This window comes from Microbispora sp. GKU 823, from assembly GCF_002027145.1.
GTDB classification, from domain to species: domain Bacteria; phylum Actinomycetota; class Actinomycetes; order Streptosporangiales; family Streptosporangiaceae; genus Microbispora; species Microbispora siamensis.
In genome coordinates this window covers 1-15,503 of record NZ_MWJN01000092.1, presented here as the reverse complement: position 1 = coordinate 15,503, position 15,503 = coordinate 1, and the positions used below count along the sequence as shown (strand labels likewise).

General features: G+C 71.7%; 14 protein-coding genes. 7 read left to right on the top strand and 7 right to left on the bottom strand.

Annotated elements, in window-relative coordinates:
- Positions 1-33 precede the first annotated feature (33 nt).
- Positions 34-669, top strand: a complete 636-nt coding sequence (locus B1L11_RS34110) for a TetR/AcrR family transcriptional regulator (RefSeq protein ID WP_079319453.1) — start codon at positions 34-36, stop codon at positions 667-669.
- On the opposite strand, the gene B1L11_RS34105 is transcribed toward B1L11_RS34110, so the two are convergent.
- On the bottom strand, positions 651-2,648 hold the full coding sequence (locus tag B1L11_RS34105; RefSeq protein ID WP_079319468.1) for an erythromycin esterase family protein: 1,998 nt from the start codon (positions 2,646-2,648) through the stop codon (positions 651-653). The two genes, B1L11_RS34110 and B1L11_RS34105, sit on opposite strands and share 19 nt — an antisense overlap.
- Before the next feature lie 58 nt (positions 2,649-2,706).
- Positions 2,707-4,638: an amino acid transporter gene (locus B1L11_RS34100; RefSeq protein WP_079319452.1), complete on the bottom strand. Its 1,932-nt coding sequence runs from the start codon at positions 4,636-4,638 to the stop codon at positions 2,707-2,709.
- 254 nt (positions 4,639-4,892) lie between these two features.
- Between B1L11_RS34100 and B1L11_RS34095 the strand changes: the two genes are divergently transcribed.
- The 4 genes from B1L11_RS34095 (at position 4,893) to B1L11_RS34080 (ending at position 8,489) form a co-directional block, all read left to right on the top strand.
- Positions 4,893-6,812 (top strand): alcohol dehydrogenase catalytic domain-containing protein, encoded by a 1,920-nt coding sequence (locus B1L11_RS34095; protein WP_179155452.1) that lies wholly within the window; start codon positions 4,893-4,895, stop codon positions 6,810-6,812.
- 67 nt (positions 6,813-6,879) lie between these two features.
- Positions 6,880-7,479 carry a sulfite oxidase-like oxidoreductase gene (locus B1L11_RS34090; protein WP_079319450.1) on the top strand — a complete coding sequence of 200 codons (600 nt, stop codon included), beginning with the start codon at positions 6,880-6,882 and terminating at the stop codon, positions 7,477-7,479.
- Positions 7,472-8,167 carry a ferredoxin reductase gene (locus B1L11_RS34085; protein ID WP_079319449.1) on the top strand — a complete coding sequence of 232 codons (696 nt, stop codon included), beginning with the start codon at positions 7,472-7,474 and terminating at the stop codon, positions 8,165-8,167. Before B1L11_RS34090 ends, B1L11_RS34085 begins: the two co-directional genes overlap by 8 nt.
- 1 nt (position 8,168) lies before the next feature.
- The gene (locus B1L11_RS34080; protein WP_079319448.1) at positions 8,169-8,489 is read left to right on the top strand and encodes a DUF6510 family protein; all 321 of its coding nucleotides are present in this window, start codon (positions 8,169-8,171) and stop codon (positions 8,487-8,489) included.
- A gap of 48 nt (positions 8,490-8,537) precedes the next feature.
- Here B1L11_RS34080 and B1L11_RS34075 read toward each other — a convergent pair whose 3' ends face one another.
- The 4 genes from B1L11_RS34075 to B1L11_RS34060 are packed head-to-tail and all read right to left on the bottom strand — an operon-like array spanning position 8,538 to position 13,770.
- The gene (locus B1L11_RS34075; protein ID WP_079319447.1) at positions 8,538-10,604 is read right to left on the bottom strand and encodes a glycoside hydrolase family 2 protein; all 2,067 of its coding nucleotides are present in this window, start codon (positions 10,602-10,604) and stop codon (positions 8,538-8,540) included.
- A 30-nt stretch (positions 10,605-10,634) separates the two neighbouring features.
- Positions 10,635-11,477 carry a carbohydrate ABC transporter permease gene (locus B1L11_RS34070; RefSeq protein WP_079319446.1) on the bottom strand — a complete coding sequence of 281 codons (843 nt, stop codon included), beginning with the start codon at positions 11,475-11,477 and terminating at the stop codon, positions 10,635-10,637.
- Positions 11,474-12,400 (bottom strand): carbohydrate ABC transporter permease, encoded by a 927-nt coding sequence (locus tag B1L11_RS34065; protein WP_079319445.1) that lies wholly within the window; start codon positions 12,398-12,400, stop codon positions 11,474-11,476. Before B1L11_RS34065 ends, B1L11_RS34070 begins: the two co-directional genes overlap by 4 nt.
- Entirely contained in the window at positions 12,400-13,770 is a 1,371-nt protein-coding gene (locus B1L11_RS34060; RefSeq protein WP_079319444.1) for an ABC transporter substrate-binding protein, read from the bottom strand. The genes B1L11_RS34065 and B1L11_RS34060 overlap by 1 nt, the downstream gene beginning before the upstream one ends.
- Positions 13,771-13,907: 137 nt before the next feature.
- Between B1L11_RS34060 and B1L11_RS34055 the strand changes: the two genes are divergently transcribed.
- Positions 13,908-14,948 (top strand): LacI family DNA-binding transcriptional regulator, encoded by a 1,041-nt coding sequence (locus tag B1L11_RS34055; protein ID WP_079319443.1) that lies wholly within the window; start codon positions 13,908-13,910, stop codon positions 14,946-14,948.
- Between the two features lie 24 nt (positions 14,949-14,972).
- On the opposite strand, the gene B1L11_RS34050 is transcribed toward B1L11_RS34055, so the two are convergent.
- Complete coding sequence (locus tag B1L11_RS34050) at positions 14,973-15,233, bottom strand: hypothetical protein (RefSeq protein WP_143737746.1); 261 nt, start codon at positions 15,231-15,233, stop codon at positions 14,973-14,975.
- Here B1L11_RS34050 and B1L11_RS34045 point away from each other — a divergent pair.
- Positions 15,217-15,503 (top strand): hypothetical protein (locus B1L11_RS34045; protein ID WP_218671480.1); only part of this gene is annotated, 287 nt, incomplete at its 3' end. The genes B1L11_RS34050 and B1L11_RS34045 overlap by 17 nt on opposite strands.

The following is a 15,503-nucleotide window of genomic DNA, read 5'->3' as shown; positions in this document are numbered from 1 at the left end:
GTCTCGTCTCATTAGCGTGGTACGATCCGGGGCATGGTCAAGCAGCCCGATCCCGCCCGCCGCAGTGAGCGCTCCCGGCAGGCCATCCTCACCGCGACCCGCGAGTTGGTCTCCGAGGTCGGGTACGCCAAGCTGTCCATCGAGGCCATCGCGGCCCGGGCCGGCGTGGGCAAACAGACCATCTACCGCTGGTGGCCCTCCAAGGGCGCGGTGGTCTTGGACGCCTTCCTGGCGCTCAGCGAGGACGGGCCGGAGCGGAGCATGGCGCTGCCCGACACCGGCGACCTGGAGGCCGACCTCAAGACGGTGATGCGCACGACGGTGGCCGAGTTCGCCGACCCCGCGTTCGAGGGCCCGGTCCGCGCGCTCAACACCGAGATCATCAACGACCCCGCTCTGGCCGCCCAGTACCGCGCCAAGCTGGCCGGCCCGGTGGACGAGGCCAAGAAGGCCCGGCTGCGCAGCGCGCAGCGAGCCGGGCAGCTCGCCGCCGACGCCGACCTCGACCTGGCTCTGGAGCTGCTGTACGCCCCCCTCTACCAGCGCTGGCTGCTCCGCTCCGGCCCACTCACCCCCGAGTACGCCGACGCCCTCGTCGAGCACTTTCTCGCAGCCATGCGGCCGCGGATCAGCGCACCGCCGTCCGGGTCTCAGACCGCCACCGGGTAGGTCTCGGGGACCTCTCCGCGCTCCCAGCGGGCCGTACGCTCCAGGGGCTCGAGCGCGCCGGTCTCGTCGATGTGGATCACCGCGTCGAACTGGTCGGGCAGGCGGGTCTGGAAGTAGTGGCTCTGCCGTTCGGTGCCGGGACGGTAGACGACGCCGATGGCCCGTTCGAGCAGCGCCCTGCGCAGGACGTCCGCCGCATCGGCCGAATGCGCGAAGTCGACCAGGAACTCCTTGTGCCCGACCTCGTGGAACAGCTCCTCGACCGAGTCGGGCAGCGCCGGGCGCACGTTCTTCCGCTCGGCCGGGCGGCCCCAGTCGTCGGCCGCCGTAACGGTGCCGGTGTAGGTGGTGAAGCCGATGAGCCGGCAGTCCTCCGGGGTGTGCTCGCGCACCAGCCGGCCGAGGTTGAGCTCGCCGCGCGCGCCCATCTCCGTCGCCCGTGCGTCGCCCAGGTGGGAGTTGTGCGCCCACACCACGATCCTGGCCGGCTCGCCGCACTGCCACCCGAGGTGCTCGGCCAGCGCGAACAGGGTGTCGGCCATGTGCCGGTCGCGCAGGTTCCACGACGACACCCGGCCGCCGAACATCGTGCGGTAGTACCGCTCCGCGGCCGCCACCACCGCGGCGTTCCGCTCGGCGTGGAAGAAATCGTCCTCGCCGAGCAGTCCCTGTGCCCGCTGGTAGCGCAGCGCGTTGCGCTGGAGGTCCACGAGCTGGTCGATCACCCGCCGCTCGCACGACTCCCCTGCCCCGAAGGCGGCGGCGAAGCCGTACGCCTGCCCGTCGTCGCCGTCGCTGTGGTCGAAGCAGGAGTAGCGGCCGCGGGCCCGTTCCGCCGCACCCGGGTCCACCTTCTCCAGATAGGCGACGACCTCGCCGGCGGACCGGTGCAGGCTGTAGAGGTCGAGCCCGTAGAACCCGGCCCGCGCCCGCTCGCCGAGCCGCTCGTTGTGCTCGCGCAGCCACCCGGCGAACTCCAGCACGTCCGCGTTGCGCCACATCCAGGCGGGGAAGCGCTGGAAGCCGCGCAGCGCCTCCTCGGCGGTCGCGTCGTCGCCGCGCCCCCGGACGTACCGGTTCACCCGGTACGCATCGGGCCAGTCGGCCTCCACCGCCACGGCGACGAAGCCCTTCTCCTCGATGAGCCGCCGCGTCATGCGGGCACGCGCGGCGTAGAACTCGTGGGTGCCGTGCGACGCCTCGCCGATCAGCACGAACCGCGCGTCGCCGACGATGTCGAACAGCACCTCGTCCGGGGGGACGCCGTCCTGTGCGGGCACGAGCTCCGAGCGCAGGATCGCGAGGTCGGTCCGGGCGGGCGGGGCCCCGGCCCGTGCGGAGGCCGCCGTGCGGAGGAGCCTGCGCACCTCCTCGTCGGCGGTCTGGGTGAAGTTCCAGTACGACTCCCCCACAGAGAAGAAGGGCGTGGGCGTGGTCGCGCAGACGGCCTCGTCCACCAGGGCGGACAGCTCCTGGCAGGTGGACTCCGGCGCGGCGGGCACGGCGACAACGATCCGGGCCGGTTTCCGCTGCCGGACCGCGCGGACGGCGGCGCGCATGCTCGCCCCGGTCGCCAGCCCGTCGTCGACCATGATCACGGTCTTGCCGCTCAGTTCCACGGGCGGGCCGCCCCGGTAGGCCCGCTCCCGCCTCGCCAGCTCGCGGGCCTCCCGCTCGGCGACCTGCCGGATGGTGTCGGACTGGAGGCCGAGCCCGCGTACGACGTCCTCGTCGAGCACGATCACCCCGCCGCCGGCGATCGCCCCCATGGCGAGCTCCTCGCGGCCGGGTGTGCGGAGCTTGCGGACCAGGAGCACGTCGAGCGGGTGGCCCAGGGCGGTCGCCACCTCGTACGCCACCGGCACGCCGCCGCGCGACAGGCCGAGGACGACGACGCCGGGAAGCCCGCGGTAGTGGCCGAGGAGCCCCGCGAGCACCCGGCCCGCGTCCCGGCGATCCGAAAACAGGCGATCAGTCATGAGCCTCGCCTCCCGGTCGCGCAGCCGCATACCCCTCTTCCGGCAGCGCAAACACCGCCTACCCGACGTGCACCCGGGGTCGGCGTTCGGGATCGTGCTCGGCCTCCCTGAGCACCTCGCGGGTGAAAGCCGGGATGTCCCCGACGCCGAACACCAGGTAACGCAGCATGGCGGCGACGGGGTTCTCCTCCGTCCAGTGGAAGTAGATGTGCGGCAGCCTGCCGAAGCGGTCGCGGACGAAGAGCAGCAGGGCGGCCAGCGCGTTGGGAATCGTGGAGCTCTCCAGCCGCAGGACGCGATAGCCGTACCGTTCCTCGCCCCTGACGTGCAGCTCGGTCTCGAACTCCGAGGCGTCCGGGACCGTGGCCTCCACGAACAGCACCGGCGTGGCCGGGTCCAGCCGGTGGTTGCGCCACTGCTCGCGCACCTTCCCCTCGTATTCGGCCCGGTCGCGCCGCTGCGGATCGTTGGCGACCAGGTGGATCTCGTCGCCCGGCGCCTCGCGGAGGAACCGCTCCGCGAGGGGGTCGAGGACCACACGGGTGACCCGCAGCTCGGTGGACCTGGTCGCGCGCGAGATCAGCGAGGTGATCACGATGGCGGCGATGAAGCACGACGCGATCTTGACCCCGTCGGGCCGCTCGAACACGTTGGCCACCAGCGTGTACGCCAGGACGAGGGTGACGGCCGCGAACGCCGCCGTCGCCGCCCGCCGGCCACGCCGGTGGACCGAGAGCGTGACGGCGACGGCGGCCGAGAGGATCAGCACGAGGACTCCCGTGGCGTACGCCCCGCCCTGTGCCGTCACGCTCGCCCGGAAGACGACGGTGATGGCGAACGCGACGGCGGTGAAGACCAGCACCAGCGGCCGGACGGCCCGCGTCCAGTCGGGGGCCATGCCGTATCGGGGGAGGTAACGGGGGACGAGATTGAGCAGGCCCGCCATGGCGGACGCGCCGGCGAACCACAGGATCGCGATCGTGCTCGCGTCGTAGAGCGTGCCGAACCCGTTCCCCAGGTAGGCGTGGGCCAGATACGCCAGGGCCCGGCCGTTGGCCCTGCCGCCCTCCCGGAACTCCCGCAGCGGGATCAGCGTGCTCGTGACGAAGCTGCTGGCGATCAGGAAGACGCTCATGACCAGGGCGACGGTCGTGAGCAGCCACCTGGCGCCGCGGATCCTGCCCGGCAACTCACCCTTGATCAGCGGCATCACCGCCACGCCCGTCTCGAACCCGGACAGGCCGAGGGCGAGCTTGGGCATGACGAACAGGGACAGGGCGAGCACCGCCGCCGGTCCGCCGTGCGTGGTGAACAGGACCCGCGTCCAGCCGATCGCCGGGGCCGGATGCCCGGCGAGGTGGAGCACGGCCGCCACGACCACCACCGCGTTGAGCGCGAGGTAGGCGGCCACGAGGACGACGGCGATGCCGATCGCCTCGCTGAATCCCAGCAGGAACACGCCGCCGAGGAGCGCGAGCAGGCCGATCGTCACGCTGATCTGGTGCCCCTGCAGGGCGCGGGGCACGAAGGGGTTCTCGAGGATGTGGGCCGTCGCGTCGGCCGCCGACAGCGTCATCGTGATCACGAAGTCGGTGGCCGCGAACCCGAGCAGGACGAGGACGAACAGCTTGCCCCACCACCGCGGGGCGAGCCTCTCCAGCATCGCGACCGACCCCTGGCCGTACGGGCTCTCGGCCGCCACCCGCCGATAGACGGGCAACGCGCCGAGCAGCGTCAGCAGGACGAGGAACAAGGTGGCGACGGGCGCCAGGAGGCCCGCCGCGAGCACGGCGATCCCGGGCTGATAACCGAGCGTGGAGAAGTAGTCGAGCCCGGTGAGGCACATGACCCGCCACCACGGGTGCCGCCGGTGCGGCGCCTCCGCCGCGTGGGGCCCGGCGGGCAGCACGTCCTCATGCCGCAGCCCCTCCAGGAGCCACGAGCGCACGCCGTCCCCGGCCGCCGCGACGGGCCCGTGCACCGCCTTCATGGTGTCCTCGCTCTCAGGGCAGCGGCTCGAAGACGCGGACGGACGCTGCGTCCCCTCGCGCCACCTCGATAAACCGGTGCCTGCCTCGCCTGAGCCGTCCCACAGCAGCTGGTTGGAACGCCGGACGAGGAGCAGCGGGTCGCGGTGCGCGGGGTGTCGGGCGGCGAATCGCGGGTACGGCCCTATGGCCGCTTCGTCACCGTCCATCACTGATCACCATGTACGTCCCGAGCGGGGAGCGAGGCGAGGCCGACATGACCGGAGAACATCAGCGCGCATCCGAGCGGCTCTCCCGGGCGCTGTCCGGCGCGATGGAACGGATGGGTCCCGCCCTCGAACGCGTACGGCTCGCCGCGCCGTCCGCCGTCCGGCGGTTCGGCCGCCCCGCGGCGGTGGCGGGAGCGGCCGCCGCCACCGGAGCCGGCGCGTACGCGGCGACGCGGGCATGCGTGCGGCGCCCCGGGGCCGCGCCCGGTGAGGGCGTGGACCTGCACGCCGCCGTCACGGTGAAATGCCCGCGTGACCAGGTGTACCGGTTCTGGCACCGGTTCGAGCGACTGCCGTCCTTCATGACGCACGTGGCGTCGGTGACGACGATCGACGGCATCACCCACTGGACGGCCAGGGGCCCCGCCGGAATGACGGTCGAGTGGGACGCGAAGATCGTCGAGGATCTCCGGGACGAGCTGATCTCCTGGCGCTCGACGAGCACCGCCCTCGTGCCGAACAGCGGAACCGTGCGGTTCTGCGAGGCGCCCGGCGGGCGCGGCACCGAGGTGCGGGTGCACCTGCGGTACGACCCGCCCGGAGGCAGAGCCGGCCTCGCGGTCGCCAGGCTGCTGGGCGAGCACCCCGAGCAGCAGGTGCGCGACGACCTGCGCCGGTTCAAGCAGGTCATGGAGACCGGCGAGGTCGTCCGGTCGGAGGGCAGCCCGGAAGGGACGCGGGCGCTGCGGCAGCTGAGACGGCGTGCCGGCCCGGCCGGGTGCGGTGAGGAGTCCGCCATGAAGGCCAACTGCTGGATGGGCCGCGGCGAGGTCGAGGTCCGCGACGTGCCCGACCCGCGGATCCTCAACGGCCACGACGCCGTCGTTCGCGTCACCTCGACCGCCATCTGCGGCTCCGACCTGCACCTGTACGACGGCTTCGTCCCCACCATGAAGAAGGGCGACATCCTCGGCCACGAGTTCATGGGCGAGGTCGTCGAGGTGGGCCCCGACGTGCGGAACCTTCACGTCGGCGACCGGGCGGTCGTCCCGTTCCCGATCGCCTGCGGCCGCTGCGCCGCCTGCGAGCTCGGCCTCTATTCGGTGTGCGAGAACACCAATCCGAACGCCGGCCTCGCGGAGAAGCTCCTGGGCCACTCCCCCGCCGGCATCTTCGGCTACTCCCACATGCTGGGCGGATACCCAGGCGGCCAGGCGGAGTACGCCCGCGTACCGTTCGCGGACGTCGGCCCCATCAAGATCGAGGACGGGCTGGCCGACGAGCAGGTGCTGTTCCTGTCCGACATCCTGCCCACCGGGTGGATGGGCGCCGAGATGTGCGAGATCAAGCCCGGCGACGTCATCGCCGTGTGGGGAGCGGGACCGGTCGGCCAGTTCGCGGTGGCCGGGGCCTACCTCATGGGCGCGGATCAGGTCGTCTGCATCGACCGATTCGCCTACCGCCTGCGGATCGCCGAGCGCGCGGGCGCGACGGCCCTCGACTACGAGGAGGTCGACGTCAGGGAGGCCCTGCTCGACCTGACCGCGGGCCGCGGGCCGGACGCGTGTATCGACGCCGTCGGCATGGAGGCCCACTACGCCAACCCCGCGCTGTACGCCTACGACCGCACCAAGCAGGCGACCCGCCTGGAGACCGACCGGCCGTACGCCCTGCGCGAGGCCATCATGAACTGCAGGAACGGCGGGATCGTGGCGGTGATCGGGCTCTACGCCGGTTTCCTCGACAAGTTCCCGATGGGCGCGGTCATGAACCGGTCGCTGACGCTGAAGGCCGGCCAGTGCCACGTGCAGCGCTACCTCAAGCCGCTGCTCGCGCGGATCCGCGAGGGCGACATCGACCCGAGTTTCGTGATCACCCACCGCCTGCCGCTCGACGAGGCTCCGCGCGGCTACCGGCTGTTCAGGGACAAGCAGGACGAGTGCAACAAGATCGTCCTGACCCCGTGACCGGGTTCCGGAGGTCTCCCCCGCCCCCGGGCGATGGCGGCACCCCGGCGGACTCTACGATCCTCCGGTGACCACCTTCACCCGCGGGTTCCGCGGCAGACGCAGGGGCGAGGACGACCGGCTCCCGCCCGGCCAGTACCTCACCGAGGACTTCCCCGTGCTGTCGGCCGGGCCCACGCCGCACGTGCCGCTCGACCGGTGGGAGTTCACGATCGACACCGAGGCCGGGCAGGTGCACCGGTGGACGTGGCAGGAGCTGACGGCGCTGCCGTACGAGGAGCCGGCCGTCGACATCCACTGCGTGACCAGCTGGTCCAAGCTCGGCACCAGCTGGCGGGGCGTCTCTCTCGACGTGCTCTTCGAGGACGTCGAGACGACGGCGGACTACGCGCTGGTCCACTCGTACGGCGGCTACACGACGAACCTGCCGCTCGACGACCTGCTGGACGGCAAGGCGTGGATCGCCTACCGCTACGAGGGCGAGGAGCTGGCGCCGAGCCACGGCGGGCCGGCCAGGCTGCTGGTGCCGCACCTGTACTTCTGGAAGTCGGCCAAGTGGGTGCGCGGCATCCGGCTGCTCACCGAGGACTGGCCGGGTTTCTGGGAGACCGCGGGCTACCACAACTACGGCGACCCGTGGCGCGAGCAGCGCTACGCCGATGACTAGGTGGAGGGCCGCGCGCCTGGTCAAGGTGCGCGACGAGAACCCCACCGCCCGCACGCTGGTCTTCGACGTGCCCGGCTGGCCGGGCCATCTGGCCGGCCAGCACGTCGACGTCAAGCTCACCGCCGAGGACGGCTACTCCGCCCGCCGCAGCTACTCTCTCGCGGGGCCGGAGGGCGTGGAGCTGACCGTGCAGCGGGTGCCCGACGGCGAGGTCTCGCCGTACCTCACCCTGGACATGGAGCCCGGCGACGAGCTGGAGCTGCGCGGCCCGGTGGGCGGCTGGTTCGTCTGGCGCCCGGACGGCCCCGCGCCGGTGCTGCTGGTCGCGGGCGGCGCGGGGATCGTGCCGCTGATGGCCATGATCAGAGCCCGCCGCGCCGCCGGGGCGGACACGCCGTTCCGGCTGGTCCACGCCGTGCGCTCGCCCGAGCGGCTGTGCTACGCGGAGGAGTTGCTGCGCCCCGACCCGGGCGTGTCGGTCACGCTGGCCTACACGCGCCGGGCCCCAGAGGGGCACCCGCGGCCGCCCGGCCGTCTCACCGCCGCCGATCTCGGGCCGTACGGCGAGGCCGACTGCTATGTGTGCGGCCCCACCGGCTTCGTGGAGGCCGCGGCGGCGCTCCTGGTGGGGCTCGGCCACGACCCCGCCCGTATCAGAACCGAACGTTTCGGCCCCACGGGAGACTGACATGCAGGCCGACCATCTCGACGGGAACGCCCTGGCCGGTCCGCTGGCCGAGATCTTCGCGGCCGACGTCTCGGCCGCCGTCAGCCGCTGCGCCTCGTGCGGCCTGACCGGTCCGGTGGCCTTGCTGCGCGTGTACGACCGGGCCCCCGGCCTCGTGGCCCGCTGCCCTGGATGCGAGGAGGTCGTGCTGCGCCTGGTCCGGAGTCCGGACGCGGCCTGGCTGGACCTGCGCGGCGCCGTCTCCCTGCGCATCCCGCTGGGTGGCACGAGCCCGAGCGCGGTCCTCGCGGACGAGGGTGGAAGATCCGGCGCGGAGCGATGACGATCAGGCCGGCAGCCGGAGTCGCCCGGCTGCCGGCTCACTCGCGTATCAGGGGCGGGCCTGTGCGTCGTCTCCGATGACGGGGTCGGTGTGGGTGTCCACGTCCAGGGCGGAGCGGGCGACGACGCCCCCCTCGCCGACCAGAGCGATGTGCAGCCGTCCGCTGGTCCAGCCGTCCGGAAGCACGGCGCGGACCTCGGCGGGCGCGCCGAGCAGGAACGGCTTCGCCTCCACGGCGGGGCCCGGCTCCCAGGAACCCATGAGCGCGGCGTCCTCGGGGGCGGGACCGAAGACCGGGGTCCAGGCGGTGTGCAGGTGGCCGATCACGGGGTCGGCGCCGTGGTGGGAGACCCGTACGCCGACGGCGACCTCGCGCGAATCGCTGAGCAGGTCGCGGCCGGGCGCGACCGGGACGACGTCGAGCACGAGCGTCGTGGTGGCGTTGACGTGGGCCGGGTTCACGCCGGCCAGATCCTTGGGGCGGCGTTCGAAGTCGAGCAGTCCGGCCGACTCGTGCTCGATGTCGTACAGCTCCGTGTAGACGTACCCGGCCAGCCGGTCGTGACGGCGCAGCTCCTGGGTCTGCCAGCGCAGATGCCAGGCGCGTTCCACCGAGGTGAAGCCGCCGCCGTACTCGCTGTTCAGGTTGGGCAGCCCGCGCAGGGGCTGGGCCGGCGTGCCGGCCAGCTTCTTGCGTACGACGAAGTCGGGGCCGAGCCGCACGGGGAAGTCGTCCTGCCCGCCGTCGAGCAGCGCGGCCACGGTCCTGCCCCAGGACGCGGCGGACTCGTCGTAGTAGTGCCAGTCGAGCAGGTCGGTCCTGACGTGGGTCCAGCCGGAGTTGTCCACGGCGGGCCGGGTCGCGTCGAGGCTCTTGAGCAGGTCGTACGCCCGGGCGGCCGCCTGCTGCTTGGCGGGGTCGCCCGGGATGTCCCAGTCCAGGCCCCACTCCTCGTTGTAGAGGCCCCAGATGACGATCGCCGGGGAGTTGCCGTCACGCTCGACCATGGGAGCGATCTGCTCCTCGAAGGCGGTCACGGACTCGGGTGAGAAGCGTCCGGTGGCGGCGGGTTCGGCCCAGACCAGCATGCCGAGGGTGTCGGCGTGGTGGACGAAGCGGGGATCCTCCAGCTTCAGATGCTTACGCACCAGGTTGTACCCCGCGGCGGCGGCCAGTTCGATGTCGCGGCGCAGCGCGGCGTCGTCCGGGGCCGTGATGCCGGTACGCGGCCAGTAGCCCTGGTCGAGCACACCGCGTACGAACAGCCTGCGGCCGTTGAGGTACAGATCCTCCCCCACCACGTCGATCGTGCGCAGTCCGGTGTATCCGGCGACCCGGTCGGTGCCGGCGGGCGAGACGAGCTCGGCGTCCACGTGGTAGAGGTGCGGGTCGTCCGGCGACCACAGCCGCGGCTCCTCGATCGGCAGCTCCACACGCACCGGCCCGTGGCCGACCGGCACATCGACCGACGGGCCGCACCCGCGCACGGACAGTCGCAGTCGGGTCTCCCCCACCGGGCCCTCGACGTGGCCCCCGATGTGGGCCTCGACCACGATGCCGGTCAGGCCCTCCGCTGGGCGCAGCTTCAACGCGGCCAGGTGCGTGGCCGGCCGCGCCTCCATCCAGACGCTCTGCCAGATGCCCGACGAGGGGGTGAAGCACACGCCGTCGAAGTCGTCGCGGGGAACGCTGCGCTGCTTGCCGTGCGCGATGTCCCGCTTGTCGAGCGGCGCGGCGACCCGCACCACGATCTCCTGTTCGCCCTCGCGCAGCGCATCGGTGACGTCGGCCTCGAACGGCGTGTAGCCGCCGCGGTGCGCGGCCACCTCGACGCCGTTGACCCACACGGTGGCCTCGTGGTGCACGGCGCCGAAGTGGAGCACGACCCGCTGCCCCGCCCAGGCCGCGGGCACGGTGACGCGGCGGCGATACCAGGCCACGGGCAGCCAGTGGGCCTCGACGCCGGAGGCGGGGGTCTCCCAGGCGAAGGGCACGGTGATGGTCCGATTCCAGCCCTGCTCGGTGTCGGCCCGGAAGTCCCACTCGCCGTTGAGGCTTGACCAGGAGTGCGATCGGTCGAAGTGGGGCCGGGGGTATTCCGCGCGCGGGGTCATGGTGCTCCGTTTCATGAGAGATGTGCCTGGTCAGCCTTTGACGCTGCCGGCGAGGATGCCGTTGATGAAGTGACGCTGGAGGAGGACGAAGATCACCAGGAGCGGCAGCATGGCGATGCTGCCCGCGGCGAGCAACTCGCCCCAAACAGTGGCGAAGTCCGCGCCGATCCGGTTGCCGGTGACGTTCTGCGCCAGCGTGGACAGCACCACCTGGAGCGTCTGGTGCGAGGTGTCGTTGACGGCGACGACCGGCCAGACGAAGTCGTTGTAGATGTTCATCGTGGTCAGCACGGCCAGCGCGGCCAGCCCGGGGCGGATCACCGGGAGCACGACCCTGGCGAAGACGCCGAACTCGCTCGCGCCGTCCACGCGTCCCGCGTCGATCAGCTCGTCGGGGATGGCGGCGATCGTCTGACGCATCCAGAAGATGCTGAACGCGTCGATGCTGCCCGGCAGGATCAGCGCCTGATAGGTGTTGACCCAGCCGAGGGCGCTCATCTCCAGCAGCAGCGGGATGATCAGCACCAGGGTCGGCAGCATGAGGGTGAGCAGCACGATCCCGAACAGCAGGTTCTTGCCGGGGAAGGCGTACTTGGCGAAAGCGTATCCGGCCAGCGGGCAGAAGAACATCGTCATCGCGCCCTTGACGACCAGCACCAGCGCGGTGTTCGCGAAGCCGGTGCCGATCGGCACGTCGGCGAACATCGCCCGGTAGTTGTCCAGCGTGACGGGCCCCGGTGCGAGGGGATTGGTGATGATCTCGGCGGCCGGCTTGAGCGAGGAGCTGACCGCCCACCAGATCGGGTAGAGGAACGCCGCGGCGAGCAGCGCGAGCAGCGCGTACTGCACCGGGCCCGGCCTCGTCTGGTTCATGACACCTCGTCTTTCGGGCGCAGCAGCCTGACCGCGCCCAGGGAGAGCCCGAAGACCAGCACCACCAGCAGGAACGAGTTCGCGGCGCCGGTGCCCAGGTCGGAGGCGGTGATGTGGTCGTAGAGGTAGAGCCCGGCGGTGGTCGTCGAGCCGTACGGGCCGCCTTCGGTGACCACGAAGGGCTCGGCGAACATCTGGAACACGGCGAGGGTCTGCACGACCACGAGGAAGGCCATGCTCCGGCGCACCAGCGGGACGGTCAGCGACCAGAACTGCCGCCGGCGAGACGCCCCGTCGATCGCGGCGGCCTCGTACACGGCGGCCGGCACGGCCTGCAGCCCGGCCAGCAGGATGATGATCGCGAAGCCGGTCGTCTTCCACAGGAACAGCAGCGCGAGCGTCGGCTTGGACCACGCCGTCGAGGTCAGCCACCCCACGTCGGGCAGGCCCACGAGGTTGAGCAGGTGGTTGACCAGGCCGTAGTCCTGGTCGAACACGACGATCCAGACCTGTGCCATGGCCACCAGCGGGGTCACGAACGGCGCGAGGAAGGCCACTCTGAACAACCCGCGCAATCGCAGCTTCGCGTTGGCCAGCAACACCGCGCCGGCGAGCCCGGCCACGATCTGGATCGGCACGATCAGCAGCCACATCACCGCGCTGTTGCCGAGCGAGGCCCAGAACTCCGGACTGGTCAGCAGGTAGACGTAGTTGCCCAGGCCGACCCAGGTGGCCGCGCCGGCGCCGTGCCAGCGGGTGAAGCTGAGCTGCAGCGCGAAGACGAGCGGGTAGATCCCGAAGGCGGCGAAGACCAGGAAGAACGGGGCGACGAACAGGTACGGCGACAGCCGGGTGCCGCGACGCGACCTCGGCCGCGCGCCGGCCGCCCGCCCGGACCTCGCCGTCGTGGTGAGAGCCGACATCAGGAGCGGTCGATCAGGTTGCGCTGGATCTTCTCGGCCGAATCGCCGATCACGTCGTCGGGCGACATCGCTCCGTCCATGAGGCGCTGCATGTTGTCGCCCAGGTAGTCCACCGACTTGGCCCACCACGCCGGGATCGGCGCCGCGGCCGGGATGGTGGCCGCGGCCTCGACGGCGACCTTCCACAGGTCCTGACCGCCGAGGGCGTCGATCGGCTGGAACAGCGGCTTGGCGGGGTCGAGCGCGGGCGTGAAGCTGGGGACCGAGGTCGACAGGCCTCCGGGGTACACGCTGCTCGGGCCGTACAGCGTGGTGTATCCGGGCTCCTTGAAGCACAGGAACTCGTACAGCAGCCAGGCCAGCTCCGGGTTCTTGGCCTTGGCCGGAATGACGAAGCTGCTGCCGCCCATGGCGCCGCTGCGCGGGCCGCCCGGCGTCCAGGCCGGGAGCGGAGCCGCCCGCCACTTGCCCTTGGTGGCCTTGAGAAGCTGCTGCGGCGCGAAGGACCACCAGATCGCCCACGGCACGAACACCTGCTGGCCGCCGTCGAGCGTGTTGACGTCGGCGGGCTCGAGGTAGGGCGCCCGGGTGGCGAGCCCGTCCTTCACCGCGGTCTGGATCCAGGTGAAGATCCGCCGGTACTCCGCCGAGTCCAGCCGCAGCTTGCCCTGCGTGTCGGTGAGGCTCGTGCCCTGCTGGTTGGCCAGCATTTCGAGCCACAGCTGGCCGAGGAACGGGCTCTTGTCCAGGTGGATGGGCTTGGTCTTCGGGAACTTGTCCTGGACCGTCCTGGCCGCGGTCAGCAGGTCGTCGTAGGTCGCCAGCCCGGCGGGATCGACCCCGGCCTCCTGGAGCATGTCCTCCCGGTACCACAGCAGCCCCGGGTCGAGATCCCAGGGCACGCCGTAGATCTTGCCCGCCACGGTGTTCACCGACAGCTTGTACGGCGCGATCTGGTCCCGGTAGGGCGCGATCAGGTCGGAGAGGTCGTAGAGGTGCTCGGCCTGCCCGCCGATCTTGGCGTCGTCCCAGAAGCTGCCGTCGGGCACGTCCGTGCCGCTGATCAGCGTGTTGGCCAGCTTGGCGTCGATGTCCACGGCCATGTGGTTGACCTTGACACCCGGGTACGCCTCACGGAACCTGCCGATCGCCGCGTCGAACACCTTGAACAGGTCGCCGGACCGGTTCCAGACGGTGATCTCGCCCTTGGCCGCCGTCGCTGAGGCGGAGGGCTTGGCCAGCCTGCTCGGCGCCGCCGCGCCGCCCGTGCCGGGAGCGCAGGCGGTCAGCGCGCCGCCCGCGGCGGCGAGGGCTCCGACGCCGAGGGCTCCCTTGAGGAAACCGCGGCGATCCATGGGGGATGGGGTCATCTACGTACTCCTCGCCGTCCGGGAAAAGACGCTGTGAGGGCTCTGCAACGATGCAGACATAGTGCATGCTTGTCTGCAACGATGCAAGCGCCGGTTAGGATCTTCCCAACCCCAGCAGCCGGAGGTATAGGAGACGCATGGCCGGTCCAACCCTGCGCGACGTCGCCAAGCGGGCGAACGTGTCCATCCGCACGGTGTCCAACGTGGTCAACGGGTACGCCCCAGTGTCGGACGAGTTGCGCGCTCGTGTGCAGGCCGCGCTGGACGAGCTCGACTACCGCCCCAACCTCATCGCCCGCAACCTCAAGCAGGGCCGCAGCGGGATGATCGCCCTGGTCGTGCCCGAGCTGGACGTTCCCTACTTCGCGGAGCTCGCCCGCGAGGTGATCACCGCCGCCCGCGCCCGCGGCTACGTGGTGATGGTCGACCAGACCGACGGCGACGGCGAGCGCGAGCGCGAACTGCTGGGCCGGGACTCGCGCGCCACGATGTTCGACGGACTACTGCTGAGCCCGCTGAGCGTCTCGGCCGAGGAGTTGCGGGCCCGGGGCAACCGGGTCCCGATCGTGCTGCTGGGCGAGCACATCTTCAACGGCAGCTTCCACCACGTGGCCATCGACAACGTGGCCGCCGCCCGGGAGGCCACCGCGCATCTGCTGGGCCTCGGCCGGCGTCGCGTCGCCGCCATCGGCGACCAGCCGTACGCGACCGGCGAGACCGCACAGCTTCGCACCAGCGGCTACCGGCAGGCGCACGTGCGGGCGGGACTGGAGGTGGACGAGCGGCTCATCGTGCCGACTCCGCGCTTCCACCGCCGCCAGGGCGCCACGGCGATGGAGCAGCTCCTCGCCCTGCCCGAGCCGCCCGACGCCGTGTTCTGCTACAACGACCTGCTCGCCCTCGGCGCGATGCGGGCGCTGACCCGTGCGGGGCTGCGCGTCCCCGACGACGTCGCCGTGGTCGGCATGGACGACATCGAGGAAGGTCAGTACAGCACTCCCAGTCTCACCACCATCGCCCCGGACAAGAAGGAGATCGCCCGCATGGCGGTGGACGTCCTCATGGAGTCGATCAGCGGGGCGGCCCGTCCGCCCGCCGAAATCGTGGTGCCGCATCGCCTGATCGTCCGGGAGAGCACGACCGGCCAGGTGCTCGCGTCGCCCGCGATCCCGTCCTGAAGAGCCCGGCGCCGGCGAGAGGGGTCAGCGGTACGTGTAGCAGTAGTTCGACTTGGCCTTGAACCGGTGGAAGGCCTTCGGGTCGTGATAGCGCCAGCGGCAGCCCGCGTCGCGCCGGCTCTGGGTGAGGTACATGGTGTCGCCCTTCCGCTTGATGCAGTAGGCGCCGGGCGTGGGCGTCTCCCGGTACTCGACCCACTCCCAGCCGAGGCTCACGCAGTACTCGGTGAAGTGTCCGGGTCCCAGCTCCACGACCCGCTTGGCCGGCGTGGGCGAGGGCTCCACCGGCTTCGCGGCCGGGGACTCGGCGGGGAGCGGCGCGGTCGTCTTCGAGTGGCGGACGGTCGGCCGCGCGGTGACCGTCCGCGTCGGGGCCGGCCGAGTGACGTCCGGCCTCGCCGTGGACCGGCTCGCCCGCGGCCGGTTTGAGGAGTCGGGCGACGCGGATCGCGAGGCGGCGGTGGGCGACGGGACCTCGGCCGGAGACGAGCCGCCGCCGGTGCCCGCCGAGGCGGCCGGGACCGTGCCGACGCCGCCGCTCGCTCCGTCTCGGAC